29 protein-coding genes are annotated in these 26,795 nt (G+C 65.1%); 12 read left to right on the top strand and 17 right to left on the bottom strand.

Annotation, left to right across the window (positions count from 1 at the left end):
- Positions 1-379: 379 nt before the first annotated feature.
- On the bottom strand, positions 380-1,513 hold the full coding sequence (locus JHD59_RS01690; RefSeq protein WP_103319947.1) for a cupin domain-containing protein: 1,134 nt from the start codon (positions 1,511-1,513) through the stop codon (positions 380-382).
- Positions 1,514-1,652: 139 nt separating this feature from the next.
- On the opposite strand from JHD59_RS01690, the gene JHD59_RS01685 reads away from it, so the two are divergent.
- Positions 1,653-2,132, top strand: a complete 480-nt coding sequence (locus JHD59_RS01685) for a peptidylprolyl isomerase (protein WP_043620513.1) — start codon at positions 1,653-1,655, stop codon at positions 2,130-2,132.
- A 67-nt stretch (positions 2,133-2,199) separates the two neighbouring features.
- Here JHD59_RS01685 and JHD59_RS01680 read toward each other — a convergent pair whose 3' ends face one another.
- The 6 genes from JHD59_RS01680 to JHD59_RS01655 form a co-directional block, all read right to left on the bottom strand.
- Positions 2,200-2,889 (bottom strand): phosphatase PAP2 family protein, encoded by a 690-nt coding sequence (locus tag JHD59_RS01680; RefSeq protein WP_199152902.1) that lies wholly within the window; start codon positions 2,887-2,889, stop codon positions 2,200-2,202.
- 60 nt (positions 2,890-2,949) lie between these two features.
- A complete protein-coding gene (gene prmC / locus JHD59_RS01675) occupies positions 2,950-3,768 on the bottom strand; it encodes a peptide chain release factor N(5)-glutamine methyltransferase (RefSeq protein ID WP_199152950.1) in 819 nt (272 codons plus the stop codon).
- Positions 3,769-3,774: 6 nt separating this feature from the next.
- Entirely contained in the window at positions 3,775-5,211 is a 1,437-nt protein-coding gene (mgtE, locus tag JHD59_RS01670; protein WP_199152901.1) for a magnesium transporter, read from the bottom strand.
- 294 nt (positions 5,212-5,505) lie between these two features.
- Positions 5,506-6,192 carry a monofunctional biosynthetic peptidoglycan transglycosylase gene (mtgA, locus tag JHD59_RS01665; protein ID WP_199152900.1) on the bottom strand — a complete coding sequence of 229 codons (687 nt, stop codon included), beginning with the start codon at positions 6,190-6,192 and terminating at the stop codon, positions 5,506-5,508.
- 2 nt (positions 6,193-6,194) lie between these two features.
- Positions 6,195-7,016, bottom strand: coding sequence for a shikimate dehydrogenase (gene aroE / locus JHD59_RS01660; protein WP_199152899.1), 822 nt, complete (start codon positions 7,014-7,016; stop codon positions 6,195-6,197).
- A gap of 101 nt (positions 7,017-7,117) precedes the next feature.
- On the bottom strand, positions 7,118-7,570 hold the full coding sequence (locus JHD59_RS01655) for a rhodanese-like domain-containing protein (RefSeq protein ID WP_103320134.1): 453 nt from the start codon (positions 7,568-7,570) through the stop codon (positions 7,118-7,120).
- A gap of 403 nt (positions 7,571-7,973) precedes the next feature.
- On the opposite strand from JHD59_RS01655, the gene glnA reads away from it, so the two are divergent.
- The 5 genes from glnA (at position 7,974) to JHD59_RS01630 (ending at position 13,482) form a co-directional block, all read left to right on the top strand.
- Positions 7,974-9,392, top strand: a complete 1,419-nt coding sequence (gene glnA / locus JHD59_RS01650; protein ID WP_103320117.1) for a glutamate--ammonia ligase — start codon at positions 7,974-7,976, stop codon at positions 9,390-9,392.
- 127 nt (positions 9,393-9,519) lie between these two features.
- Entirely contained in the window at positions 9,520-9,981 is a 462-nt protein-coding gene (locus tag JHD59_RS01645) for a DUF4124 domain-containing protein (RefSeq protein WP_043620536.1), read from the top strand.
- A gap of 151 nt (positions 9,982-10,132) precedes the next feature.
- Complete coding sequence (gene glnL, locus JHD59_RS01640; RefSeq protein WP_199152898.1) at positions 10,133-11,194, top strand: nitrogen regulation protein NR(II); 1,062 nt, start codon at positions 10,133-10,135, stop codon at positions 11,192-11,194.
- A 34-nt stretch (positions 11,195-11,228) separates the two neighbouring features.
- Positions 11,229-12,641 (top strand): nitrogen regulation protein NR(I), encoded by a 1,413-nt coding sequence (gene ntrC, locus JHD59_RS01635; protein WP_103320112.1) that lies wholly within the window; start codon positions 11,229-11,231, stop codon positions 12,639-12,641.
- 88 nt (positions 12,642-12,729) lie between these two features.
- Entirely contained in the window at positions 12,730-13,482 is a 753-nt protein-coding gene (locus JHD59_RS01630) for an ABC transporter substrate-binding protein (RefSeq protein WP_199152897.1), read from the top strand.
- Between the two features lie 3 nt (positions 13,483-13,485).
- Here JHD59_RS01630 and JHD59_RS01625 read toward each other — a convergent pair whose 3' ends face one another.
- Positions 13,486-13,986, bottom strand: coding sequence for a VOC family protein (locus tag JHD59_RS01625; RefSeq protein ID WP_199152896.1), 501 nt, complete (start codon positions 13,984-13,986; stop codon positions 13,486-13,488).
- A 161-nt stretch (positions 13,987-14,147) separates the two neighbouring features.
- Here JHD59_RS01625 and JHD59_RS01620 point away from each other — a divergent pair, with 161 nt between their 5' ends.
- Complete coding sequence (locus JHD59_RS01620) at positions 14,148-14,306, top strand: hypothetical protein (RefSeq protein WP_199152895.1); 159 nt, start codon at positions 14,148-14,150, stop codon at positions 14,304-14,306.
- 35 nt (positions 14,307-14,341) lie between these two features.
- Here the strand turns inward: JHD59_RS01620 and JHD59_RS01615 are convergent, their stop codons facing one another.
- The 5 genes from JHD59_RS01615 to JHD59_RS01595 form a co-directional block, all read right to left on the bottom strand.
- The gene (locus tag JHD59_RS01615; RefSeq protein WP_199152894.1) at positions 14,342-14,902 is read right to left on the bottom strand and encodes a hypothetical protein; all 561 of its coding nucleotides are present in this window, start codon (positions 14,900-14,902) and stop codon (positions 14,342-14,344) included.
- The gene (locus tag JHD59_RS01610) at positions 14,899-15,720 is read right to left on the bottom strand and encodes a pyridoxal-phosphate dependent enzyme (RefSeq protein ID WP_199152893.1); all 822 of its coding nucleotides are present in this window, start codon (positions 15,718-15,720) and stop codon (positions 14,899-14,901) included. Before JHD59_RS01610 ends, JHD59_RS01615 begins: the two co-directional genes overlap by 4 nt.
- Before the next feature lie 10 nt (positions 15,721-15,730).
- Positions 15,731-17,008 (bottom strand): phenylacetate--CoA ligase family protein, encoded by a 1,278-nt coding sequence (locus JHD59_RS01605; RefSeq protein WP_199152892.1) that lies wholly within the window; start codon positions 17,006-17,008, stop codon positions 15,731-15,733.
- A gap of 69 nt (positions 17,009-17,077) precedes the next feature.
- Entirely contained in the window at positions 17,078-17,770 is a 693-nt protein-coding gene (locus JHD59_RS01600; RefSeq protein WP_199152891.1) for a transglutaminase family protein, read from the bottom strand.
- On the bottom strand, positions 17,767-19,095 hold the full coding sequence (locus tag JHD59_RS01595; RefSeq protein ID WP_199152890.1) for an MFS transporter: 1,329 nt from the start codon (positions 19,093-19,095) through the stop codon (positions 17,767-17,769). Before JHD59_RS01595 ends, JHD59_RS01600 begins: the two co-directional genes overlap by 4 nt.
- 188 nt (positions 19,096-19,283) lie before the next feature.
- On the opposite strand from JHD59_RS01595, the gene JHD59_RS01590 reads away from it, so the two are divergent.
- Complete coding sequence (locus tag JHD59_RS01590; protein WP_199152889.1) at positions 19,284-19,901, top strand: hypothetical protein; 618 nt, start codon at positions 19,284-19,286, stop codon at positions 19,899-19,901.
- On the opposite strand, the gene JHD59_RS01585 is transcribed toward JHD59_RS01590, so the two are convergent.
- On the bottom strand, positions 19,881-20,807 hold the full coding sequence (locus JHD59_RS01585) for a LysR family transcriptional regulator (protein WP_304490676.1): 927 nt from the start codon (positions 20,805-20,807) through the stop codon (positions 19,881-19,883). The two genes, JHD59_RS01590 and JHD59_RS01585, sit on opposite strands and share 21 nt — an antisense overlap.
- A gap of 94 nt (positions 20,808-20,901) precedes the next feature.
- Here JHD59_RS01585 and metE point away from each other — a divergent pair, with 94 nt between their 5' ends.
- Entirely contained in the window at positions 20,902-23,184 is a 2,283-nt protein-coding gene (gene metE / locus JHD59_RS01580) for a 5-methyltetrahydropteroyltriglutamate--homocysteine S-methyltransferase (protein ID WP_199152888.1), read from the top strand.
- A gap of 64 nt (positions 23,185-23,248) precedes the next feature.
- Here the strand turns inward: metE and JHD59_RS01575 are convergent, their stop codons facing one another.
- From JHD59_RS01575 to JHD59_RS01565, 3 genes are read right to left on the bottom strand one after another with little or no spacing between them, the layout of a single operon-like run.
- Positions 23,249-23,707 (bottom strand): histidine phosphatase family protein, encoded by a 459-nt coding sequence (locus JHD59_RS01575; RefSeq protein ID WP_199152887.1) that lies wholly within the window; start codon positions 23,705-23,707, stop codon positions 23,249-23,251.
- 60 nt (positions 23,708-23,767) lie between these two features.
- Positions 23,768-24,484, bottom strand: a complete 717-nt coding sequence (locus JHD59_RS01570) for an LrgB family protein (protein WP_233163839.1) — start codon at positions 24,482-24,484, stop codon at positions 23,768-23,770.
- Positions 24,481-24,825, bottom strand: coding sequence for a CidA/LrgA family protein (locus tag JHD59_RS01565; protein WP_199152886.1), 345 nt, complete (start codon positions 24,823-24,825; stop codon positions 24,481-24,483). Before JHD59_RS01565 ends, JHD59_RS01570 begins: the two co-directional genes overlap by 4 nt.
- Before the next feature lie 99 nt (positions 24,826-24,924).
- Here JHD59_RS01565 and JHD59_RS01560 point away from each other — a divergent pair, with 99 nt between their 5' ends.
- From JHD59_RS01560 to JHD59_RS01550, 3 genes are all read left to right on the top strand, one after another.
- Positions 24,925-25,449, top strand: coding sequence for a chorismate lyase (locus JHD59_RS01560; protein ID WP_233163838.1), 525 nt, complete (start codon positions 24,925-24,927; stop codon positions 25,447-25,449).
- Positions 25,446-26,318 carry a 4-hydroxybenzoate octaprenyltransferase gene (gene ubiA / locus JHD59_RS01555; RefSeq protein WP_368671510.1) on the top strand — a complete coding sequence of 291 codons (873 nt, stop codon included), beginning with the start codon at positions 25,446-25,448 and terminating at the stop codon, positions 26,316-26,318. Before JHD59_RS01560 ends, ubiA begins: the two co-directional genes overlap by 4 nt.
- Positions 26,319-26,419: 101 nt before the next feature.
- The gene (locus JHD59_RS01550) at positions 26,420-26,692 is read left to right on the top strand and encodes a hypothetical protein (RefSeq protein WP_199179922.1); all 273 of its coding nucleotides are present in this window, start codon (positions 26,420-26,422) and stop codon (positions 26,690-26,692) included.
- The last annotated feature ends 103 nt before the right edge of the window (positions 26,693-26,795 follow it).

The raw sequence follows: 26,795 nt of genomic DNA, 5'->3' as shown, positions 1-26,795 counted from the left end.
CGGAAGCGGCCGGAGCGGAAGCTTCGGCAGCCGGAGCGGAAGCTTCAGCCGGAGCTTCTTTCTTACCGCAAGCGGACAGGGCTACGGCCAGCAGGGCAGCAACGAGGAGCGACTGTTTCATTTTTTCTTTACCTTTGAGGATAAGTTGAACAAGACGTCAGTTATCGCACGGTCTCGACGAAAAGCCGCGCGACTGAAAATCCATCAGTGAGCAAATTGTATCACGAAAAAAATGGCTGTATAGAGGGCAAAAATCTAAAAAAACCACATAGCCGACCCGAGCCGGCCAATAGGCCGCACAGACGCAAAAACGGGCGTTTGCACGCGAAATATTCACGTTCCGAGCGTTGCCAATTCGATACAAGCCAAGAATTTGTGGTCATTCTACAACAACGTCTGATAAATGCCAGTACCCCGACAGATAACCATCGAACAGCGTGGCCAGCATTTCATCGGAATAGCTTCCCGCCGGCAGTCGACGCAGATTGCCAAAACGCCGCCAGGCATCCAGATCTTCATCCGCAGTTTCCACCTTTTCGCCATTGCAATAGACGCAGGCGTCGCAGAACAATATCTGGCTCTTGCGATCCAGCGCCAAGCCCCGCGCCGCCACCGCCTCGGCAAACTCGTCTTCATCGAGTTCATCTTCCGGCGCGTCATAGAACACATGCGCCTTAGGCTCCGTCAGGTAATGGCCGAGGAAATCGCACACCGTGTCCTTGTCCCAACGTATTTGCGACAGCAAACCGGCCACCTGCTCGATCATCTCATCGCCGATGCGGGCCGGCTCGGCCTGCAGCTTCAGATTCGGATCGGCATACACGCCGTCCAAGCACATGCGGTCCTGCAGATACACTAGGAACTGCGTCGCCAGCTCCTGCGCCGGCGGCGCGCGGAAACCGATCGAATACGTCATGCCCGGTTCCAGCGCCACGCCGTAGTGCGCGCAATGCGGCGGCAGATACAGCATGTCGCCGTGTTCCAGCACGAACTCCTGCTCCATGCGGAAATCCTTCAGCACGCGGATCGGCGCGTCTTCGATGAAGTCATCGTCATGCTGTGAAGAGATCTGCCAGCGCTTCTGGCCGCCTACCTGTAGCAGAAACACATCATAGGCGTCGAAATGCGGCCCCACGGTGCCACCGGGCGGCGCGTAGCTGATCATCAGATCGTCCAGCCTGGCATAAGGGATGAAGTTGAAACGCCACAGGATGTCGTCGATATGCGGCAGGTGATGGTTGACGCCCTGCACCAGCAGCGTCCAGTCGGTTTCGCCCAGCCGGCGGAAACGCGAGGCGCGGAAAGGGCCGCGCTCCAGATGCCACTTTTCCTTCTTGTATTCGATCAGCCGCGACTCCGCGTCATCGCGCTGCGCCAATTGCGACAGTACGGAAAAATCAACATGCGGGCCGACATCGGTCAAGGCGCCGCGGATCAGCAGCGGCTTCTTGTGCCAGTACTCGGCCAGAAATTGTTCGGGCGACATGCCGCCCAGCAGGTTTACAGTATTCATCGGTTTTTTCACGGGCTCATTCACCCGTCTATGGTTTACAATACGGCCAGGCGCACAGACGCCCTATCTTGCGGAGGAAGGAACACCCTGGTGCCTGCCCCTGTCAAGTTTTTTTACCATCCTCACGGATAATCGACTCATGCAAATCGCCAAAAACACCATCGTCACGCTCCACTACGAGATGTTCGACGCCGAAAACAACCTGCTCGACAAGACCGAAGAGCCGATCAGCTACCTGCACGGCGGCTACGATGGCATTTTCCCGTTGGTGGAAGAGGCACTGGAAGGCAAGAACGTCGGCGACGCCGTTGACGTCAAGCTGACCGCCGACGACGCTTTCGGCGATCCGGAAGAAGAGCTGATCCGCGTGGAAGACCTGGAAGTGTTCCCGGCTGACGTGGAAGTCGGCATGGTATTCGAAGCCGATGATCCGGAAACCGGCGAACTGCTGCTGTTCCGCGTCACCGACATCGCCGACGGCAAAGCCGTGGTCGACGCCAACCACCCGCTGGCCGGCATGAACATCCGCTTCGCCGCCAAGGTTGTGGAAGTGCGGGCCGCCAGCGCTGACGAAATCAGCCACGGCCACGCCCATGGCGAACACGGCCACCATCACTGATAGCCTCAGGCCAGCGATGACGCAGGCGGACCCGCGGGTCCGCCTTTGTTTTGCCCTCAAGCCGCGCTCAATGCCCGCGCCGGGCCAGCCTAACGAAGCCAAGCAGCGCCACCGCGCCCGCGATGCCGGCGCGCAGCCAGTAGTCCGCATACATCGCGCGCTGGCCCAACAGCCATGCCAGGGCTCCGCTCAACAACACCAGCAGAATCATTTCGGCGGTGCGCTCGACATCCCTTGGCCACCCGCCGGGCCAGCACCGCGCCATCGCCAGCCGCATCGTTCCCCAGCCCAACAAAGCCCCGGCCATCAGGTCCAGCGGCCAATGCACGCCGATGGCGATGCGCGACAGCGCCACCAGCGCGGCCAAGCCATAACACGCCCATCGCCCCGCCCTGCCCATGCCTTGGCAGACAAAAGTCGCCAGCGCCGCCGAGGCCAGGGCGTGGCCGGACGGGAATGAGCCGTTGCCGGGCAGCCGGTCCAGCAGCTCCACCGTACCGGGCGGCAATACCAATGGCGGCCGCGGCACATTGAAACCCGCCTTCAAACCGACGGACAGGGCGATCCCGACGACGCCGGCGACAATCAGCGTCGGCAAGCGTTTGGGATCGCGCCAGCTCCAGGCCAGCATCAAGGCCAGCGCGGTAGGCCAGTCGCCAAAGATGCTGAGAAAGCGCCACACGGGGGCCGGCAGCGCATTCAACATCCCATTCAGCGCAAGAAAGCCTTGCTGATTCGCCGGCGGCCAGATCAGCATGCCCGCGCCGAGCAGTACCAGGACACAGGCGGGCCAGAATCGCTTCAAGCAAGACATGGCTCAGCCCGCTTTCCGTCCAATGGTGATACGGTCCTGACCGGCCAAGTCGCGGATGGTTTCCACCGCCAACAGCCCGGCTGCGGCGAGCAAGCCGCGCACCGCCGCGCCCTGGTCGTAGCCATGCTCCACCATCAGCCAACCGCCCTCCGCCAGCCGAGCCGGCGCGCCGGCGGCGATCTCGCGCAGGCAGGCCAGTCCGTCGGCCTCGTCGGTCAGCGCTCCGCGCGGCTCGAAACGCAGATCGCCCTCGGCCAGATGATGGTCATCCCGCTCGATATACGGCGGATTAGAGGCGATCAGATCGAAGCGCGCCGACGGTTCCAGCGGCGCATACCAGCTGCCCAGGCGGAAATCGACGCCGGCGCCGAGCGCCTCGGCATTGCCGCGCGCCACCGCCAGCGCCTCGGCCGAGACATCCACCGCGCCTACCGTCCAGGCGGGCGCCTCCAGCGCCAGCGTCACGGCGATGATGCCGCTGCCGGTGCCCAGATCGACCACCCGCGCCGGGGCATTCTTGTCCACTTTTGCCAGCGCCAATTCGATCAGATGCTCGGTTTCCGGACGCGGAATCAGCACCGCCGGGCTCACTTTGAAATCGCGGCCGTAGAATTCGCGCGCGCCCAGCAGATACGCCATCGGCTCGCCGGCCAGACGCCGCGCGGCCAGCGCATCGAATGCCGCCTTGGCGTCTTGCGGCAGCTCGCGCTCCGGATAGCCGATGATGGCGGCGTGGGTCAGTTCCGGCCAAGCATGCATCAGCAGCATGCGGCTCTCCAGCCTGGGCAGGGAATGGCGGCGCAGCGCCTGTTCGATAGTCAGCATCATTTACAGTAGAAATACGGTGGCAAGGCCGAGAAAAATCAGGAAACCGCCCGAATCAGTGCAGGCGGTAATCAGCACGCTGGACCCCAGTGCCGGGTCCTTGCCCAGTTTCTGCATCAAAGTCGGAATCAACACGCCCATGGTGGCGGCCAGCATCAGGTTCAGCGTCATCGCCGCCAGCATCACCAGGCCCAGCGACGCACTGCCGTACAACAGCCAGGCGATCACGCCGATGACGGAGCCCCAGATCATGCCGTTGATGATGCTGACACCGATCTCCTTGCGCCACAAGCGGCTGGCCTGCCCGGTCCGCATCTGGCCCATGGCCAGCGCGCGCACAATCATGGTGATGGTCTGGTTGCCGGAGTTGCCGCCTATGCCGGCGACGATGGGCATCAAGGCAGCCAAGGCCACCAGCTGGGCGATGGAGTGCTCGAAGGCGCCGATCACCCGCGAGGCGAAAAAGGCCGTGCACAGATTGATCGCCAGCCAGGACCAGCGGTTCTTCACCGAGTCTATCACCGGAGCGAACAGGTCTTCCTCTTCCTTCAGGCCGGCCAGGTTCAGCACTTCGCTGTCGCTTTCCTCGCGGATCACGTCCACCATCGCGTCCACCGTCAGCCGGCCCAGCAGCATGCCGCGCTCGTCCACCACCGGCGCCGTCACCAGATCATAACGCTCGAACGCCTGGGCGGCGTCCAGCGCCGGCTCGTCCGGATGAAAGCTCACCACCTCGGTGGCCATCACATCGGCCACCTCGGCCTCGGGGTCGGACACCAGCAGCTTGCGGATAGCCAGCACGCCCTTCAGCCGCCCGGCCTCGTCGGTGACGAAAATCTTGTCGGTCTGGTTCGGCAGCTCGTCGAAGCGCCGCAGGTAGCGCAACACCACCTCGCAGCTGACATCGGCGCGGATCTTCACCAGTTCGAAATCCATCAGCGCGCCGACGCGGTCTTCGCCATAGGACAGCACTTCCTGCAACTGGCCGCGCGCTTCTTCATCCAGCCGCGCCATCGCCTCGTACACCACCTGGCGCGGCAGGTCCGGCGCCAGCTCGGCCAGATCGTCGGTGTCCAGCTCCGCCAGCGCGGCCACCAGCTGATCCGGGTCCATCACCTCGATCAGCGACTCGCGCACGGCGTCGGACACTTCCAGCAAAATGGCGCCGTCGCGTGCAGGATCGGTCTGATCCCAAGCCAGCAGTCTATCCTCCAGCGGCAGCGCCTCCAGCACATGGGCGATGTCGGCCGGATGCAGTTGCGCCAGCTTCTGTTTCAGTTCAGCGAGGTTGTGCCGCGGTGCCAGGGCGTCGGCCGCGTCCTCGCCATCCTGGCGCGCGGCGGTCGATTCAAGCTCGCGTTGACGCTCGATCAGGCGCTGCACCAAACCGAGGCTTTCTTGCAGACGATCGGCGGATTGTTGCTTGAAGGCAACCGTCATGCACGTCTCCTTCCGCCCAGAGGGCGCAGACGGGCTGACTATCTGAGACGGGATTTATTCGTTAGGGGTAGAGCGGGGTGGAATCGCGGGGTAACTGGGCAAGTCCATGCGGTTTCGCCGCGCAAGGGCGCGCGGCAACAAAAATAACGGTGCGGATTGTAACACGCCACAACAAATCGCTCCAAGCCGGCAACCGCGCCATCTATTGCGCCGCATCATCCGCCGCGATCGCGCGCCTGGAAAAAGAAAACGGACGGCGGCGGCCGTCCGTTCCATCATGAGCGAGCGCCAGCCTTACGGCAGATCGGCGTATGCCATTCGACGCTGGATGATGCGGGTCTTTTTGGCCAGACCCGGCGCATTGCGATGATCGTCGTAATAGCGCGGATTCGGCACCATGGCCGCCAGCTTGGCCGCCTGGCCGGCGGATAGCCTGGATGCGCTGGTGCGGAAGTAATGACGCGAGGCCGCCTCGGCGCCGAACACGCCATTGCCCCACTCGATCACATTCAGATAGATCTCGAAGATGCGGCGCTTGTCCATGGTCTTCTCCAGCATCACCGTGATCAGCGCTTCCTCCAACTTGCGCCACGGCGTCTTGCCGCTGGACAGAAACAGGTTCTTGGCCAGCTGCTGGCTGATGGTGGAACCGCCGGCGACGATGCGCCCCTTCTTCAAGTTCTTCTCGAACGCCACCTCGATGCCATCCCAGTCGAAACCTTCGTGGTCGACGAACTTGGCATCCTCCGCCGCGATCAAGGCCCGCTTCAGATTGGGCGATATCCGCTCGTACGGCACCCATTTATGGCTCAGCTCGGCCTCCGGATCGTCCTGCTGCAACTTCGCCAACTGCTCGTTCATGAAGGAGCTGGCATCCGGATTATGGCTGCGCCAGTACAGGATATGGCCGAACACCCACAGGTTATACAGTACAAAGGCGGCCACCAGGGCCGCCAGAATTTTCAGGATCCAGCGCGTCATGCTCAGGCCAGCACTTCCCTGAGCATATTGGTCACTTTGCGCGTTTCCGGCTGCACCCCGCGCCAGATGGCGAACGATTCCGCCGCCTGCTCCACCAGCATGCCCAGGCCGTCGGCCAGCATGCCTGCGTTTTCGCCCTGGGCGCGTTGCAGGAACGGCGTCAGGCCGGAGCTGTACACCATGTCGTAGGCCAGCGTGCGGGCGGTGAACACGCCGCGCGGCAGCGGCGGCATTTCGTTGTTCAGGCTGGTGGACGTGGCGTTGATGATGATGTCGAAGCTGCGGCCTTGCAGCGCGTCGTAGCCGACGGCCTCCACTTTTCCATAACGGGCGAAGTGATGCGCCAGCGCTTCGGCCTTGATCACGGTGCGGTTGGCGATGGTCAGGCTGGACGGCTTCTGCTCCAGAATGGGTTCCAGCACGCCGCGCACCGCGCCGCCGGCGCCCAGGATCAGCACGCGCTGGCCGTAGATCGGGTAATCCAGGTTTTCCACGATGTCGCGCACCAGCCCCACGCCGTCGGTGTTGTCGCCGTAGACCTTGCCGTCGCGGAACGTCAGCGTGTTCACCGCCTCGGCCGCGCGCGCGCGCTCGGTCAGCTCCTGAGCGTAGCGATAGGCGTCGCTCTTGAACGGCAGGGTGATATTGAGCCCCTTTCCGCCATGGGCGACAAACTCGTCGACGACGTCCTTGAATCGGCCCAGATCGGCAAACAGCTTTTCATAGGAGATATCCTGGCCGGTAGCCTGGGCGAATTCCTGATGGATGAACGGCGACTGGCTATGGGAAATCGGGTTGCCGATAACGGCGTAACGATCGGTCATGGTCGGCTTTCCAATATTAAGTTGGCGCTGCGCGCGGCAGCGGATTCAGGCCACACTTTGCCGTTTAATGACATAAACTTCAACCCGCCCAAACCATTCGCTCAATTCTGCTCCCACGGCAGGCCACGCTGCCGCCAGCCGCCCACCGAGTTGCGATGGCCCATTTCGTCCTTGTCGCCCTCGAAGCCTTCCAGCACGTTGTACACCTCGCTGTAGCCATTGGCCGCCGCCAGCCGCGCCACTTCATCGGAACGGACGCCGGAGCGACACAGCACCAGCAGCACCGATTCCGGGTCCACCTGATGCGTCAGCTGGGCCAGAAAATTGGGGTTCGGCGCCATGCCGGGAAAGCTGCGCCACTCGATCTTGACAGACTGCGGCACCGTGCCGACAAACTGCCACTCGGCATGGCTGCGCACGTCCAGCAGCACCGCCTTGGGCAGCGATTGCATCAGCTCATAGGCTTCGTCCGGCAAAACGGCGCCGCTATAGGGCAGGCCCATCTGCTCCGCCCGCTCGTGCGCGGCCTGCAGTATCAGGTTCATGCGACTCATGATGTATCCCTCCGTTTGCAACATGCGTGGCGTAGAGTCGCTGACAGAACCCCTGATCCTGCGTTGCGCTCCTTGCCGGGCGACCGCTGTCTGCGTCGGCGCGCCTTCGCTCAGGCTCTCTGCAGGGTTTTGTCAGCGACCCTCATGTTGGCGATTATCTGCCCGAACAACATGACTGGCAAATGACATGGCTGGCGAATGGCACCAATCTGGTGCATTACAAAAATTTACGGCACCAGCATGGGTCAAACTTGTCCATTCCAGGTTGCTGGCGAAGGCCATGCGCCTATGACACAATGCAGCAGCAGCGATTTTTAAGCTGGCACGCTTCCTGCTTTATGCCGGGCGTACCAATTTTCACGCACTTGCCCTTGGGTGCACGTTGCCTTTCAGGAGATAAACCATGGCAGTAGCCGACGTAGTCAAACTGATCCAAGAAAACGACGTCAAATTTGTCGATCTGCGCTTCACCGACACCCGCGGCAAGGAGCAGCACGTCTCCATCCCGGCCCATGTGCTGCTGGAAGACGCCGACGCCTGGTTCGAGCGCGGCCACGCCTTCGACGGCTCCTCCATCGCCGGCTGGAAAGGCATCCAAGCTTCCGACATGCTGCTGATGGCCGACCCGGCTACCGCCCGCATCGACCCGTTCTTCGACGAGCCGACCGTATTCATGCACTGCGACGTGATCGACCCGGCCGACGGCAAGGGCTATGACCGCGACCCGCGCTCCATCGCCAAGCGCGCCGAAGCCTACCTGAAGGCCTCCGGCATCGGCGACACCGCCTACTTCGGCCCGGAGCCGGAATTCTTCATCTTCGACAGCATCACCTGGGGCACCGACATGTCCGGCTGCTTCGTCAAGATCAAGGCCGAAGAAGCGGCCTGGGCCTCGGCGGAAGAATTCGAAGGCGGCAATATGGGCCACCGTCCGGGCATCAAGGGCGGCTACTTCCCGGTGCCGCCGGTTGATTCCTCGCAAGACATCCGCTCCGCCATGGTGCTGCTGCTGGAAGAGCTGGGCATCCCGGTGGAAGTGCACCACCACGAAGTGGCCACTGCCGGCCAGAACGAAATCGGCACCAAGTTCAGCACGCTGACCCAGCGCGCCGACTGGACCCAGATCCTGAAGTACGTGGTGCACAACGTGGCCCACAGCTACGGCAAGACCGCCACCTTCATGCCCAAGCCCATCGTCGGCGACAACGGCTCCGGCATGCACGTGCACCAGTCCATCTGGAAAGACGGCCAGAACCTGTTCGCGGGCGAAGGCTATGCCGGCCTGTCCGATACCGCCCTGTACTACATCGGCGGCATCATCAAGCACGCCAAGGCGCTGAACGCCATCACCAACCCGGGCACCAACTCGTACAAGCGCCTGGTGCCGCACTACGAAGCTCCGGTGAAGCTGGCCTACTCCGCCAAGAACCGCTCCGCCTCCGTGCGCATCCCGCACGTGGCCAGCCCGAAGGCGCGCCGCATCGAAACCCGTTTCCCGGATCCGCTGGCCAACCCGTACCTGTGCTTCTCTGCTCTGCTGATGGCCGGCCTGGACGGCATCCAGAACAAGATCCACCCGGGCGATGCCGCGGACAAGAACCTGTACGATCTGCCGCCGGAAGAAGACAAGCTGATCCCGACCGTGTGCGCCTCGCTGGATGAAGCCCTGGCCGCATTGGACAAGGACCGCGAGTTCCTGACCCGCGGCGGCGTGTTCTCCAACGAGTGGATCGATGCCTACATCGAGCTGAAAATGCAGGAAGTGAACCTGACCCGCATGACCACCCACCCGGTGGAATTCGCGATGTACTACTCTCTCTAAAAACGGCGACGACTCGCTCAACAACGGCAGCCGACAGGCTGCCGTTTTTCATGGCGCCGCGCGCAAACCGATGACGACCGGGCGCGATTTGCTTATCATGCAGGGGCACCCATACCAGTCTCAGACGATGAAAATATTCGCTTTAAGCCTGCTGCTGGCCTGCGGCTGCGCCCAGGCCGCCACGATCTACAAATACGTCGACGCCAACGGCAACGTCACCTACACCAATGTGCCGCTGCGCGGCGCCCAACCGATCACGCTGAACCCGCTATCCACCTACCACGGCCGCAAGCCCAGCGGCGGCAATGCCGACAAAGCGCCGGCGTCCGGCGGCTATCCGAATGTCGACGCTGATACCCAGAAGCAGCGCGACAGCGGGCGCAAGAAGATTCTGGAGCAGGAACTGGCCAACGAGGTCAAGGCGCTGGATGCGGCGAAGAAAGCGCTGGCCGACGGCAAGGCCGTGCGCAACGGCGACGAAACCCGCAACTATCAGAAATACCTGGACCGGGTGCAGAAGCTGCAAAACGAAGTCACCGACCGCGAGAAGAATGTCGCCGCGCTGAAGAAGGAACTGGGGCTGCCCTAGCCATTCGCACCAAAATGGTGCATTCTAAGCCTCAAAACGCCGCGTCCACGCCGCAAGGCGCGCTTTTCGACGCCGCCAAGCTGGCGCGCTTATTGCTGATCAAGGACGCGGCTTCATTCCGCGCACCTTTATTCCTGAAAAGCGAAACCTCATGTCGACACCCAGCTTCGCCGGACTGGAACTGCTAGACACGCCGGTGCTGATCTGCGACGCCGCCGGCGCGCTGCGCTTCGTCAATCCCGCATGCGAGAACCTGCTGGCGCTGGGCAGCCGCGAGCTGCTGCGCCACGGCCTGACCGGCTTGTTTCATCCCTGCCCCGCGTTGCGCCAGGCGCTGCATACCGCGCTGCGCCAGGGCGCCAGCTATATCGAGCACGACCTGGAACTACGGCCGCAGCACAATGAAGCCATCCTGCATGTCACGCTGTCGATCACGCCGATAGACGGCGACGGCCTGTTGGCGCTGATCGAGCTGCGCCCCCTGGACCAGCAGCTGAAAATCGCCAACGAGGAACGGCTGCTGCTGCAGCACCAGGCCAACCGCGAGCTGATCCGCAATCTGGCGCACGAGATCAAGAACCCGCTGGGCGGCATCCGCGGCGCGGCGCAATTGCTGGAGCACGAACTGGCCGACCGGCCAGAGCTGAAGGAATACACCGAGGTCATCACCGAGGAAGCGCTGCGCTTGCAGACGCTGGTGGATCGCCTGCTGGCGCCGCACCGCAGCCACAGCCGCAGCCAGGTCAATATCCACGAGGTGCTGGAACGGGTGCGCAGCATCGCGCTGGCCCAGCATCCGCAAGGTCTGGCGGTGGTGCGCGACTACGACACCAGCCTGCCGCTGCTGTCCGCCGACAAGGAACAGCTGATCCAGGTGGTGCTGAACATCGTCAACAACGCGGTGCAGGCCATGCGCGGCCAGGGCCGCATCGAGCTGCGCACGCGGGTGGCGCGGCAGATCACGCTGGCGCGCAAACGCCACCAGCTGGCGCTGAAATTGCAGATCGTCGACGATGGCCCCGGCATCCCCGAGGACATCCGCGACCATATTTTCTACCCTTTGGTGACGGGCCGCGCCGAAGGCACCGGCCTGGGGCTGACGCTGGCCCAGGCCTTCGTCCACCAACACGGCGGCAGCATAGAGTTCGACTCCCGCCCCGGCCAGACCTGCTTCACCGTGATGCTGCCGTTCGGCGCCGACGCCGCCGGCTGACAACGATATCGACAAGAATACGAGGAGAAACCCAATGGCCCAACCGGTCTGGATCATCGACGACGACAAGGCGATACGCTGGGTGCTGGAAAAGGCGCTGACCCGCGCCGGCATCGGCTTTGACAGCTACGCCAGCGCCGACGACGCGCTGAACGCGCTGTACGACGCCACGCCGCGGGCCATCATTTCCGATATCCGCATGCCCGGCACCGACGGCCTGAAATTCCTGGCCAAGGTCAAGGCCGAACACCCGCAGCTGCCGGTGATCATCATGACCGCCCACTCCGACCTGGACTCCGCGGTGTCGGCGTTCCAGGGCGGCGCCTTCGAATACCTTCCCAAACCGTTCGACATCGATCAGGCCGTGCTGCTGATCGAGCGCGCGCTGGCGGAAAGCCAGGCCCAGGGCGGCGGCGCGGACAGCCCGGAGGCGCTGCCGGTGCTCTTGGGCCAGGCGCCGGCCATGCAGGACGTGTTCCGCGCCATCGGCCGTCTGGCGCAATCGCACGTCACGGTGCTGATCACCGGCGAATCCGGCACCGGCAAGGAACGGGTGGCGGAGGCGCTGCACCGCCATTCCGTGCGCGCCGCCAAGCCGTTCATCGCGCTGAACACCGCCGCCATCCCCAAGGATTTGCTGGAGTCGGAACTGTTCGGCCACGAGAAAGGCGCGTTCACCGGCGCGCTGGCCACCCGCCGCGGCCGCTTTGAGGAGGCCGAAGGCGGCACGCTGTTTCTGGATGAAATCGGCGACATGCCCACCGAGCTGCAGACCCGCCTGCTACGCGTGCTGTCCGATGGCCACTTCTACCGCGTCGGCGGCCATACGCCGATCAAGGCCAATGTGCGGGTCATCGCCGCCACCCACCAGAACCTGGAGCAGCGCGTGCGCGACGGCTTGTTCCGCGAGGATCTATACCACCGCCTCAACGTGATCCGGCTGCGCCTGCCGCCGCTGCGCGAACGGCGCGAGGACATCCCGCTCTTGGCCCGCCACTTCCTGGCCAAGAGCGCCTCGCAACTGGGCGTGGAGCCGAAGCGGCTGTCCGAGGCGGCGATGGCGCTGATCCAGCGCAGCCCCTTCACCGGCAATGTGCGCGAACTGGAAAACCTGTGCCAATGGATCTGCGTGATGGCGCCGGGCCAGACCGTGGAAATCGCCGACCTGCCGCCGGAACTGCGCGAGCCGGCCACCCCGGCGCTGGCCGCGCGTGATGACGCGGCATGGGAAGCGCAATTGACGGATGAGATCCGGCAGCGCCTGCAGGCCGGCGAGAGCGGCATCGTGGACGAGCTGACCCGCCGCTTCGAAACCGCCTGCATCCGCGCCGGCCTTGCCCATACCGGCGGCCGCAAGGTGGAGGCGGCGCAATTGCTGGGTTGGGGCCGCAACACGCTGACGCGCAAAATCCAGGAGCTCGGTCTGGAAGCCCACGATGCCGGTTGATAACTATTAATCAAACAAGCAATTACAACCGCATCATTTTCAATAAATGCTGATAGAATCGGACCAGTCCTCTAGCCCGATTCCATCGATGTTGCGTTCGTACCTCGCGCTGGCGGCGCTGTGCCCGCTCACGCTGCACGCCGCCGCGCCTTTGCAGCTGGCGGTCAGCTCCGCCCTGACCAGCCCCTATGTCATTGAAGACCCGTCGCCGGCCAATCCGCCGCGCGGCCGCGCCATCGAACTGGCGCAGGCCGCGTTGCGAAACTGCGGCCTGCAGGGCCGCATCAGCCGTCAGCCTGGGGAGCGCATCGTACAGAACCTGCAATTGGCCCGGCTGGATGGCGCGCTGCTGCTGTCCTACACCGATGAGCGCAGCCGGCTGATCGCGTTTCCGCTGCGCGACGGCCAACCCGATCCAGAACGACGGATGACCACCCTGAGCTATGCCTTCTACGTCCGCAACGGCAGTCCGCTGCATTGGGACGGCAGCGGGCTCTACGGCATCAACGGAACCGTAGGGGTCAACCAGGGTTGGTCGATAGGCCGCGAACTGATGGCGCGCGGCATCGACGTCGAAGAAAGCGTGGGCATAGAAGACAATTTCGCCAAGCTGCAGGCGGGCCGCACCGACGCCTACGTCCTGCACCAACTGGCAGGCGACCTCTACCTGCGCCACCATCCGGAATTGAAGATACACCGCATGTCGCCGCCGCTGCGCAGCAAACCCTATTACTGGGTATTCAGCCGCGGCTACGCACGCGAACATGCCCGGCAGGTGGCATGCCTATGGCGGCAGATGCCGCAGCTGCGCCCGCGCTACCTGCCGGAAGGCGCGCGCTGAGCCTCAGCCAAAGCGCGCCAGCTCACGCCCCCAATCCAGCCGGCCATCGCCCGGGGCGGCATCGTCCCGCTGCGGCGAATCCTCCGGCACAAACCAGCACACCTCAAACAGCAAGCCGTCCGGATCATGGCCATACACGCTCTTGTGCACGCCATGGTCCTCTTCCATGCCCAGCTTGCCGATCTCGGCCAAATGGTCGCGTATCCGCTTCAATTCCTGAATGGTGTCCACCTCCCAGGCCAGGTGGTACAAGCCGGCCTTGGGCTGATGCGGCGCAGGCGTCTCGCCGCGCGGGCTGAACGGCCCCGAGCGCTGCTGGCCCAGGTTGAGCTGGAACAGCGCCAGGTCATGGTCATTGTCTGAATGCGCGGCCTGCGCGAACACCGCGCGGCTGGAAGCGGCATCGCCCTTGGGGCGAAAGCCCAGCACATCGCGGTAAAACGCCGCGCTGTCCGCCACATCGCTGACGTAAAGCACGGCATGGTTGAGTCGTTTAATGCCCATCTGTCACCTGAATTCTGGGTTGGAAAAACACGGCGCGGTTTACGCCATGCCGCGCGGCATGTATGCGAAATCCTGCCGGCCGCGTTAGAAGTCAATCATGCCACGATACGGCCAATGGCCGTACACTGGCCCCATCCCCATTTTTCCAGGCATCTCTCATCATGGACACCCGCCGCGCAAGATACGGCTTCTCTCTGGGCACGCTGATCGCCGTCGCCCTGTCATGGTCGGCCAATCATTCCATTCTGTGGGCGATCATCCACGGCTTCCTGAGCTGGCTGTACATCGCCTACTACCTGCTGACCCACGCGCTGCGCTGAGCCGTTCCGCCGGGCCTCAAGCTTCGGCGCGGCGCTCAGGGCAGCGCTTCATACACCTCGGCCAGCACCCGCCCATCCTCGTCCAGCATGTAGTGGCTGCGGCCATAATGCCGCTCGCAGCAGCGGCGGTAGGCGATGGCGCCGCTGGCGGCGAACAGCCTGGGCAAAACGAAATATTGGCGCCCGGCGAACGCCGGGCGGATGCCCACCCGCGCCAGGATGCCGCCGAACGGCAGGTCCGACTCCACCAGTTGCCGCTTCAGCCGCGGCTCGAACGCCAGCAGCTCTATCCTGATCCAGGCCGCCACATGGCAGCGCTGCCGCTCGTCCAGCAACAGGATGGTGCGCTCCAGCCGGCGTGCGTCGTGGCGCTGCCACAGCCGGCGGATGCGCAGCGCGCAGCCGCGGCTGGCCTGCAGCGCGCCGGTCATATAGCCCTGGTGCACCAACACGCCGCGGCTGCAGGCGCAGATTGCGTCAGGCGACACCGGCCGCGCCTCCCGCCAGGGAATCTCGATGGCCGGCGGCGCCTGCTCGGCTTTCCGCCGCAACGGAGGGAGGCGGCCAGCCGCGACGCTAGCCTGATGCAGGCTCATAGGCTGGTGACCATATGCGAGGAACAGACCGCGACGATAGCGCCGTCCACGCCGCGGCCACGCAATATGCGGGCGGCGGCGATGGCGGCGCCGGACGACGGCCCTACCGGCTCGCCGCAGGCGGCCAGCGCCTCGCGCGCTGTGGACCAGGCTAACTCCGACGCCACCGGCACGACGCCGGCCACCGCTTCGCGCCGGAACAGCCGCGTCGGCGCCGGCGGCGCCAGGCCCGGAATATTGTGCGGACGCCAAGGCTCGCCCGACAGCACCGCGGCCTCCGCTGGCTCCACGGCGTAGACCGGCACGCCAGCCGGCGCCAGCGCTTCGGCGATGCCCATCAGCGACGCGCAGGTGCCGGCCGACACCGTCACCGCCGCCAATCCAGGCGCTTGGCGCAGCAGCTCTTCCCCCACTTCCCGGTAATGGCCGATCAGCTCCGCGTCGCTCAGTTGCTCGACCACATGGCTGCCCGGCATGCCGCGATGGGCGTCCAGCAGCTCCTGCAGCTGCGGATGCGGGCGGCGCTCCACCTCCGCGCCCAGCCAGCGCGCGTAATTGACCACGCTGTCCGGCGCGCTCTCCGGCATCAGCAGCAAGGCCTGGCAGCCGATCTGGCTTGCCGCCCAGGCGACACTGACGCCGGCGCTGCCGGCGGTCATGATCACCAGCGTCGTGTCGCGGCGTACCCGACCGGCGCGCGCGCGTTCAAGCAGCGTCTTAGGCAGCGAGCGATGCTTGATCGACAAGGAGGGGTTCTGGTATTCGAGCTTAAGGCTCAGGCCGGGCAGCAGGCCCGGCGCCGACAGCAATGTCGTCATGGCAAGTCCCTCACAGATAGGCATGAACGGGCAGCGGCAGGTCGATGAAGCGCGGCACCTTGACGCCGTTGCCGCTGGCCATCTTGTCCTGCTTCAGCGTCTGAATCAGATCGAAAGGCACCAGGCGCAGGGAAGGCGCCACCGCCAGCCGCTGCAACAGCATCTCGCTCACCCGGCCGACGATGTCGGCTCCGCCGTCTCCCGCCGACAGCCACACCTCCACCTGCTGGCCGCCCTGCTCGTCCGGACAGCGGACCACCAGCTCGTTGTCTATCCCGTCCACCCGGCCCAGCACGTCGAAGATCAGGTCCGGATAGACCGTCTGGCCCTGGATCTTCAGTTGGTGGTCGACCCGGCCGATGATGGCGCCCAGCCGCGGACTGCGGCGGCCGCAGTCGCAGGGGCTGTCGTCCAGCCAGCTGGCGATGTCGCCAGTGCCGTAGCGCACCGCGATGAAGCCGCGCGGCAAGGTCAGCGAAGTGACCACCACTTCGCCCGGCTGGCCCGGCGCAGCCGGCAAGCCGGTTTCGGGATCGATCAGCTCGACGTGGACCGCATCGTCGTTGATGTGGAAGCCGCGGTGCCGCAGGCACTCGTGGCCAACCGAGCCCAGTTCGCTGCAGCCGTATTCGTTGAGCGCGTCCTTCAGCCCCCACAGCTCCATCACCTTCCGCGCCACCGGCGTCGGCCGGTTATCGGCGTCGAACGCGCCGCAGGCGCCGAAATAGGCGTAGTCGGGCAGGCATTCCGGCGCCGGGAAGTCCGCGCCCATGGTCTGCGCCAGCTCCAGCATCACCACCGGATTGCCGACCACGAAGGCCGGCTGGTGGTAATGCACCACGTCCAGGATGCGCCGCGTGCGCTGCGGCGAGCAGCGGAACGGCCCCAGCCCCACCTTCTTGGCCGCCTGCAATACCAGCGGCCCCAGCGTGAACATGTCGTTGTTGCTGAGCAGGTGCAGCATGCGGTCGCCCGGCTTCGCGCCCAATTCGGTCAGCACCCGCGCCACGCAATCCACCCACACCATCTCCTGCAGCCGGTGCACCGGCAGCTCCACCGGTCGCCCGGTGGTCCCGGAAGAACTGACAACGTCGGTGAAGTCGCCGTACTCCATCAGTTCGTCCCAATGATTGGACAGATCCTGCTTGCGGATCACCGGCACCCGATGGTACTCGCCGTCGCGCAGCCATTGCATGATCTGGCTTGGCTCCACGCCCCAATGGCGCGGGTAGAACGGGCGCAGCGATGCCTGCTCGACGACGCGAGCAATCCTTGCGACAGGCAACATGGTTCGTTTCCTCGTTGGAGTTGCAATCAAACGCCGGCCCCGCGGCCGGCCACGACGCCGCAGCGGCCGCTAAGTCATGGCGGGCCCCAAGCGGCTGTTCAGATAACGCTCGCTGGCGCGGCGCAGCGGCGTCGGCACGCAGGCCAGCCACTGGTTGAAATGGATGCCGAGCAGGGTGTTGTTGCCGGCCCGGCTGGCCACGGCCGCGGCCAGCGTGGGGAACTGAAGGTTGTCGGGCTTGAGATCGCTGGGCTCGGCCTGGGAAAACGCGTCGCCGCAGCCGCTCCAATCGCAGACCGCGCCCTGCCCCAGGCCGAAGCCGCGCTCCAGGCCGGCCGCGCGCAAGCGCGCCTGCTGCTGGCGGAAGCCCGAGCGGTCGAAGATATAGCTGTCGATACTGCACCTTTGCCCACCCAGCCTTACCTGGGTGACCGCATGGAACAGTCTGGCAGGCAGGCAGAACAGCACCGGGGCCGGCACCGCGTGGCGCAGGATGCGCTTGTCCAGCGCGACGAAGCGCAGGCTGGCTTCGAAGCCGGCGCCGCGCAGCAGCGCGCACAGCAGGTCGGCTTGGGCGTTGCAATGCCCCCGTCCCAGGATAAGCGTCTGCTCCGGCGTCACGCTTTCGAAACCGGTGGTGAAGCCGAAGCGCACCTGGTCGCGCACATAGTCGTGCAGGGCGACGCAGTACTCGCGGTCGTCGGTCGGCAGGGCCTGGCGGCGCACCATCTCCAACACGCCGGCTATCGTGTTCCCGCTCATGCCCATGCCCTCCCTGCGATGGAGACGGCGCGCCGCTTGAGCAGCAAGGCCGCGGCGGCCAGCAGCGCCGGCAAAGACAGCAAGGCGAAGAACAGCGGCAGGCCCAAGTGAAGCTTCAGCAGCGTCGCGCCCAGCAAGGCGCCGGCGATGCCGCCGAAGCGGCCTATCCCCATCATCCACGCCACCCCGCTGGCCCGGCCCGCCGTCGGGTAGTAGGCGGCCGCCAGCGAGGGCATCGACGCCTGCGCGCCGTTCATCGCGATGCCGGCCAGGCAGATGGTCAGCGCCAGCAGGCCGTGATTATCCAGCGCCTGGCCGATGCAGAACACCAGCGCGCCGGTCAGCAGATAGGCCAGCGCCAGCACCCGGTGCGAGTCGTAGCGGTCCATCAGCCAGCCGGTCAGCGTGCTGCCCAGTAGGCCGCCGAACGGGAATAGCGCGGTCAGCAGCGCCGCCTGCCGCAAATCCATGCCGCTGTCGCTGATCAGAATCGGCAGCCAGCTGGTCAGCAGGTAGAAGATCAGCAAACCCATGAAATAAGCCGCCGCCAACAGCAGCGTGCCGGCGCGGTAGTCGGCGGACCAAACCAGCCGCAAGCCGTGCGTCCGGTCTTCCTCGCGCAGCACCAGCCTGTCGCCGTCGCCCAGCCTCACGCCGGGCAGCAACTGTTTCAGAATGCGGCGGGCTTCGCCGTCTCTGCCGCGCAGCAACAGGAAGCGCAGCGACTCCGGCAGCAGCAGCCACATCGCCGGCAGCAGCAGCAAGGGGGCGACGCCGCCCAGCAGCAGCACGCTGCGCCAGCCGGCGTGCGGCACCAGCCACGAAGCCAGCAGCCCGCCGCAAGCCGCGCCCAGCGGAAAGCCGCAGAACATGGCGCTGACGATGAAGGCCCGACGCGGCTCCGGAGCGTATTCGGACATCAGCGTCACCGCGTTGGCCATCGCCGCGCCCAGGCCCAGCCCGGTGGCGAAGCGCAGCCAGGCCAGCGCCGGCAAGTCGGCTGCGCCGGCCGCCGCGACGCTCATCGCGCCGAACAGCAGCACCGCCCCCAGCAGCACGCGCTTGCGGCCGATCCGGTCGGCCAGCGGCCCCGCCAGCAGCGCGCCGGCGGCCAGCCCCCACAGCGCGGCGCTCATCACCGGCCCCAGCTGGGTGCGCGCCACGCCCCAGTCGCGGATCACGGCCGGCGCGATGTAACCGATGGCGGCGGTATCGAAGCCGTCGCACAGCACGATCAGGAAACAGAGGATCAGGATGCGCCATTGCCGCGCGGAAAAACGCTCGCGATTGATCAACTCGCCGACATCCAGTTGCTTGGCCGACATCGATTCCGCTCTCATATAATTTAAATTCATAAAAATATATTGATTTCAAATATATGGTGCGCAACAATGCCCGCCGAAGTCAAACGAAATATTCATTTTGGGAATAATTTAATTATCTATTTCCTTACGTCATTGATGCCGATCCAACCATAACCCAACCAGGACGCGGCCTCCCGCGCAGCTCCTCCATGTCGCCAACAGGAAACAGACCATTTGAAAACCATATCGGCATCCTGACGGCCCCGGAACCGCGGCGCGCCGAACTGAAACCCATCGCCCTGGTCTGCGATGGCGAATGCCTGGGCCGGCGCCTGGATCTTTCCAGCCATCCGCTGGCCGGCTGGCTGTCTCGGCAACGCCGCAGCGGCTGGCTGCTGGAATCGATGCTGCCCGAGATCCGCCTGCTGGCGATGCTATTGGCGGCCCGCCGCCCGCGGGCCAGGCCGACGCCGCCCCAACTGAGCGACGAGGCAGACTGGCTGGCCGCCCGCATCTATCTGCTGCGGCTGGAGAAAGTGGAAATGGCGGAAACGGAAAACGACGTTCTGGCGCGGGCCAACGATAGGCTGCGCGAATTGTGCGGCGCCGGCGCGCCCCAGGCGGCCGCCTGCGCCGCCGTCTCTCCGCAGCCTGTCTGGCTGCTGGCCGGCTGGGCGCCGTTCCAACAGGCAGTGCGGGATGTTGGCTCCGCCGCCGCGATGGCGGCCAACAGCCGCCGCTTGCGCCCGCAATGCCGGCAGCGGCTGGACGCGCTGTTGCCCTTGCTGCGGGCCGGCGCCGGCCGCTCAGGCCTCCAGCCGCGATAGGCCGGGCAAGGTCGCAAAGCTGCTGTCGCGCACCGTCTGCACAAAGTCCTGCATGTATGCCCGCTCGGCGTCCGCCTCGCGCAACGCCGCGTACAGCTGGCTGTAAAGACCATGCTCGCCGACCCGGCGCGCCACCACGTAGCCGCGCTCCAGATACGGCTGCACCGCCCAGTACGGCAGCGCCGCCACCCCGCGGCGGCTGGCCACCAGCTGAATGATGGCGATGGTCAGCTCGGCGGTGCGACGCGCCGGATTGACGCCGGCTGGCATCAGCACCTTGCGCAGCAGATCCAGCATCTCGTCCGCCACCGGGTAATGGATCAGCGTTTCGCCGGCGAAATCCTCCGCCTGCCACACCGCTTTCGCCGCCAATGGATGCTCGCGCGCGGCGATGCCCACCATCTCATAGGAAAACAGTGCCAGATGGGCGATGCCCGTCTGCGGCTCCGCCTCCGACACGATGGCGAGATCGGCGCGGTCGCTGAGCAGCAAGCCGACGGGATCGGCATGGAAGCCGGACACGATGTCCAGCTCCACCGCCGGCCAGTGCTGGCGGAACTGGTCCATCGCCGGCATCAGCCAGTCGAAGCAAGTGTGGCATTCCACCGCCACCCTGACTTCGCCCGCCTCTCCCTGGCGGATGCGCGCCAGATCGCGCTCTGCCGCCGCCACCTTGGCCAGCAGATCGCGCGCCAGCAGCAACAGCCGCTCGCCGGCCGGCGTAAAGCGCAGGGGCTGGGTCTTGCGTTCGAACAGCGTCAAGCCGTAGGCCGCCTCCAGCTGCTTCAACTGGTGCGACAGCGCGGACTGCGTCAGATACAGGCGCTGCGCCGCCTGCGACACGCTGCCGGTTTCAGCCAGCGCCATCAGGCTTTTCAGATGCCTTAGCTCCAGCAGGCTCATCATCGATTCCATTCATGTTGAACAGCAAAATAATGAGTTTGAATCATACAGCACAATGACGGATGCTGGATTGATCCAGATAGCCGGAAGCAACAGCATGCGCATCACCACCCATCTCCTTGGTTTTCCCCGCATTGGCGCCAAACGCGAACTGAAAACGCTGTTGGAAAACCACTGGCAAGGCGAAATTGACGAAGCCGGCCTGCTGCAAGGCGCGAAAGAGCTGCGGCAAAAGCACTGGCTGCTGCAAAAGGGCGCCGGCGTCGCGCTCAGCCCGGTAGGCGACTTCTCCTTGTACGACCATGTGCTGGATGCCCAGCTGTTGGTCGGCGCCGCGCCGCCGCGCTTCGGCTTCAATCCCGCCGCGCTGACCACGGCGCAGTACTTCCAGCTCGCGCGCGGCGCGCAGGACCAGCCCCCCTTGGAAATGAACAAATGGTTCGATACCAACTACCACTATCTGGTGCCGGAATGGCAGGCGGATACCGCATTCCGCGCTCAGCCCGACCGCCTGCTGTCCCAGCTGCGCGAAGCCCAGGCGCTGGGCGTGGCCGCCAAGCCGGTGCTGTTGGGCCCCTTGACCCTGTTGTGGCTGGGCAAGGTCAAGGGCGAGCCCTTCGACAAGCTGTCGCTGCTGCCCGGCCTGATCGCCGCCTACCGCCAACTGCTGTCATCCTTGCGCGTCGCGGGCGCCGCCTGGGTACAGATCGACGAACCGATTCTGGCGCTGGATCTGGAGCCTGCCTGGCTAGCGGCGCTGCGGCCGGCCTATGAGCAACTGAGCCAGGACGCCCCCAAACTGCTGCTGGCCAGCTACTTCGGCAGCGTGGCCGAGCATGCGCCGCTGCTGAAGACGCTGCCGGTGGCCGGCCTGCACCTTGACCTGGCGCGCGCGCCGGAACAGATCGATGCCTTCATCGACGCCTACCCAGCCGACAAGGTGTTGTCCGCCGGCGTCATCGATGGCCGCAATATCTGGCGCGCCGATCTTTCCGCGCGGCTGGAGCAACTGGCGCCGCTGGCCGAGCGCCTGGGCGAGCGGCTGTGGCTGGGCCCCAGCTGCTCGCTGCTGCACTGCCCTTTCGACGCCGCGGCGGAAACCTCGCTGGACGCCGAACTGAAAAACTGGCTGGCCTTCTCCGTGCAAAAGCTGAACGAGCTGAAAACGCTGAAACGCGGCCTGGAGCAGGGGCGCGCCGCCATCGCCAACGAGCTGGCCGGCAGCGACTTCGCCCGGGCGCAGCGACGCGGCAGTCCGCGCATCCATCATCCCGCCGTGGCCCAGCGGCTGGCCGCGCTGCCGGCCGACGGCTATCGCCGCGCCAGCCCCTATCCGGTGCGCGCGGCGCGGCAACAGGCCTGGCTCAAACTGCCGCCGCTGCCCGCCACCACCATAGGCTCCTTTCCGCAGACGCAGGCCATCCGCGCCAGCCGCGCCGCGTTCAAGCAGGGCGATCTGTCCGCCGACGACTACCGGCTAGCGATGGAGAAGGAAATCGAACTGGCGATCCGCCGCCAGGAGAAGCTGGGGCTGGACGTGCTGGTGCACGGAGAAGCCGAGCGCAACGATATGGTGGAATACTTCGGCGAACAGCTGGCCGGCTTCGCCTTCACCGCAGGCGGCTGGGTGCAGAGCTACGGCAGCCGCTGCGTCAAACCGCCGCTGCTATTCGGCGACGTCAGCCGGCCTGGCCCGATGACCGTGGACTGGGCGCGCTATGCGCAGAGCCTCACGCCCAAGCCGGTAAAAGGCATGCTGACCGGCCCGATCACCCTGCTGCAATGGAGTTTTGTGCGCGACGACTTGCCGCGCGGCGAAGTCTGCCGGCAGATCGCGCTGGCATTGAACGACGAGGTGCGCGACCTGGAAGCCGCCGGCATCCGCGTGATCCAGATCGACGAGCCGGCCCTGCGCGAAGGCCTGCCGCTGAAACACGCCGAGCGCGACGGCTATCTGGCCTGGGCCGGCGAGGCATTCCGCCTGTCCTGCCAGGGCGTGGACGACGCGACGCAGATCCACACGCATATGTGTTACTCGACATTCGGCGACATCCTGCCGGCCATCGCCGATCTGGACGCGGATGTGCTGACAGTCGAAACCGCGCGCTCGGACATGGCGCTGCTGGCCGACTTGGGCCGCTTCCATTACCGCAACGCCATCGGCCCCGGCGTCTACGACATCCACAGTCCGCGCGTGCCCAGCGCGGACGAAATCCGTGCGCGACTCCAGCTGGCGTTGCGGGTCATCCCGGCCGAGCGGCTTTGGATCAATCCCGATTGCGGCCTGAAGACGCGCGGCTGGCCGGAGGCGGAGGCCGCCTTGAGCGCGATGGTGAAGGTGGGACGAGAGCTGCGCGAGAAACTGGCGCAAAGCGCTTGAGCCGCAAATGAAGACGCCCCGGCAAGGCGGGGCGTCGGACTGGGATAAGGGGCGGGTTCGGGGCTCACGGGTCCAGCATCCCCGGCGTCAGCATCAGCTTCAGCCTGACCTGTTCGATGCCATGGCGCTCACGGTGATTCAACCACCACACCGAACCCTTCTTGACGCTCCACATCTGCTGCTGCTCCGCCAACAGCCTAGCCGCCAGCCAGCCGATGTAAGGCTGATGCCCCGCCACCACCACGGTGCCGCCGGCCTCCGGCCAACCTACCGCGCGCAGCACATCGTCCACCTCCACGCCCGGGTTCAGTTCTGGCAAAACGGTGTAGCTCTTGGCCAGGTAGGCCGCAGTCTGCTGCGAACGCACCGCTTCCGAAGCCAGCAGCACGTAATGCTCCGGCAAACGGTTGCGCAGCCAGGACGCCATGCGGCTGGCCTGCTGCTGCCCGCGCCGGGTCAGCGCGCGCGCCAAATCGTCAACGCCTTCCTCGGCCTCGGCGTGGCGCCATAAAATCAAATCCATATCATTCTCCTTGTTATCCGCCCTGCTGGTCATCAAGCCAAGCCGGGCGCGCCCTGCATGCTAACCGAGGTGCACCCAGCGCACCAGCCATGGCAGCAGCATCGCGGTGAAAACGCCATTCAAACCCATCGCCAACCCGGCAAACGCCCCTGCGGCCTCGGACAAATGGAAGACTCTTGCCGTGCCGATGCCGTGGGCGCTGACGCCGGTGGCTACCCCCAGCAACATGTCGTCGTGCCAGCCCAGCAGCGCAAACAGCGGCGGCGCGATGACTGCCCCGACAATCCCCGACACGATGACGAACATCGCCGCCAGCTCCGGCACGCCGCCCAGGCTGCCGGCCAGGCTCATCGCGATCGGCGTGGTCACCGCCCGCGTAGCCAGCGACACCAGCACCGGCGCATCCAGTCCCAGCCACCAACCCAGTCCGGCCGCGCTGAGCATGCCGGTCAGCCCGCCGACGCAGATGCTGACCGAGAGCGGCATGAGAGCGCGCTTCAAGCGCGACAGATTGCCGTACAAGGGCACCGCCAGCGCCACCGTGGCCGGTCCCAGCATCAGCTGGATGAAACGGGCGCCATTCATGTACTGCTGATAACTGCTGCCGCTGAGCCATAACCAACCCAGCACCAGCAACACGCCCAGCAGCACCGGATTGGACAGCGGGTGGCCATCGCAGCGGCGGTTGGCGGCCAGCGCCAAACGATACGCCAGCAACGTGACAAATATGCCTGTGAGCGGCGAATCGAGCACGGTTTGGCTAATGGCTCCGCTCATTGGAGCCTCCGCCGCAGCAACAGTTTCAACACCGCGCCGGTAACCAAGAGCGTGATGACCGAAGAAGCCAGCAGAATCAGCGCCAGTTGCCAGCCATGAACGCGCAGCAAGGGCGCATAAGCCATCAGGGCGCCGCCCGCCGGAATGAACAGCAGCGACATGTGGCCGAGAAAACGCGGCGTCTCGCGCTGCAGCATGGCCGGCACGCCGCGGCGCAGCCACAAAGCCGCGAACAGCAGCAACAGCCCCAACACCGGCCCTGGCAAGGGCCAGCCCAAAGCGCGCGTCAACACTTCGCCCAATAACTGAAAACCCAGCAAACACAACATCAGATCCAGCATCGTTCGCCTCCCTTCTGCGCCTCATGATAAAGGCAAGAGATTGGCGGCGCATACCGCCACAGGCGACAAGCCGCAACGGCTTTTGGCATAATGCGCGCCATGGTTAACAATGCCCTGTGGCGCCCCGCGCCGCCCGTCCTGCCCGATTCGGTGCTGGACTGTCTGACCGAACCCGGCTCATTGAGCCTGCGCCTGCAAGCCAGCGGCCGCCGCTTTGCCGTGCGCGTGCTGCAGCAAGGCGTCAACCAGACGCTGCAGGATGAGGCCGACGCGCTGGATGCCGCGCCGCATTCGCCGGCATACGCCCGGCACGTGCTGTTGACGCTGGACGATATCCCAGTGGTGTACGCGCGCAGCGTGGCGCGCCCCGGCTGCCCGCACTGGCTGCCGGTGCTGGAGCGCGGCAGCCGCTCGCTGGGACTGACGCTGTTCGGCGAACTGCCGGAACTGCGCCGCGACCCTTTGCGCTATGGCTTGCTGGATGCCAGCCATCCACTGGCAGCCGCCGCGGCGCAGACGCAAACCGCGGCATGCTACCCCGCGCGGCGCTGCCGCTTCCTGCTGCACGGCTCGCCGCTGCTGCTGACCGAACTGTTTTTGCCCGCCTTGAAGGATTTGCTGTGATTTCGTCCGCCCGGATCCGCGACCGATACGAGAACTACCGCCAACTGATGCGCTGGGACAAGCCTATCGGCACGCTGCTCTTGCTGTGGCCCACGCTATGGGCGCTGTGGCTGGCCACGGACGGCAGGCCGCATCTGCCCATCGTCGCCATCTTCTGCCTCGGCACCTTCCTGATGCGCTCGGCCGGCTGCGTGATCAACGACTACGCCGACCGCGACTTCGACGCCCACGTGGCGCGCACCAGCCAGCGGCCTTTCGCCCGCGGCGCGGTCAGCCAGAAAGAGGCGCTGTTCCTGGCCGCCTTCCTGGCCCTGCTGTCCTTCCTGCTGGTGCTGCCCTTGAACACCCTGACCAAACTGCTCAGCGTGCCGGCCCTGCTGGTGGCGGCCAGCTATCCGTTCACCAAGCGCTTCTTCCCGATGCCCCAGGCCTATCTGGGCATTGCTTTCTCCTTCGGCATTCCCATGGGCTTCGCCGCCGAAACCGGCGCGGTGCCGGCGCTGGCCTGGCTGCTTCTGCTGGCCAACCTGTTCTGGGTCATCGCCTACGACACCGCCTACGCCATGGCGGACAAGCCGGACGACCTGAAGCTGGGCATCAAGACCTCCGCCATCACGCTGGGCGATTACGATGTCGCCGGCATCATGGCCTGCCACGCCGTTTTCCTGGCGCTGATGGCCGGCATCGGACTGCATCTGGCGCTGGCCTGGCCGTATTTCCTGGGGCTGGCGGCGGCCGCCGCGCTGATGGCGCTGCAGTACCGCGACATCCAGCACCGCGATCGCGCCAAATGCTTCAAGGCCTTCCTCGACAACAACCGCGTGGGGGCAGTCGTGTTCGCAGGCTTGGCGCTGAGCTACTTAGTGTAAATGGGTAAAATATGCCATTTACAATAAATTACCCTTGCATCAACCATATCTCATGAACTTCCCATCGCTTCCCTGCTCTGAACAAGGTCGGGCACTGCCCGATGGCAAAACACGCCAATACCAATAAGTCACACAGGAAGGTGAACATCATGAAAAAACTGATGGCTGCTCTGATCGCTGCTGCTTTCGCTGGTTCCGCTTTCGCCGCCCCGGCCGCTTCCGCCCCGGCCGCTGAAAAGAAGATGGAACACAAGGCTGAACACAAGGCTGAACACAAGAAGTCGCACCACAAGAAGACGCACAAGAAGCACGCGTCCGGCGCGGCTCATGAAAAGCACAAGGCTGGCCATAAGGCTGCTTCCGCCGCCAAGTAAGCCTTGCTGCCATGAAAAAAGCTCCCTCGCGGGAGCCATGCCGCCCACTCCAGCGAGTGGGCGGCATTTTTAATACGCGGGGCAGGCTCAGCATCCTGATCAG

Origin of the sequence: Chromobacterium sp. ASV23, assembly GCF_016428945.1 — a bacterium.
Taxonomy (GTDB): domain Bacteria; phylum Pseudomonadota; class Gammaproteobacteria; order Burkholderiales; family Chromobacteriaceae; genus Chromobacterium; species Chromobacterium sinusclupearum.
This window is presented reverse-complemented; position numbering and strand designations above follow the sequence as displayed.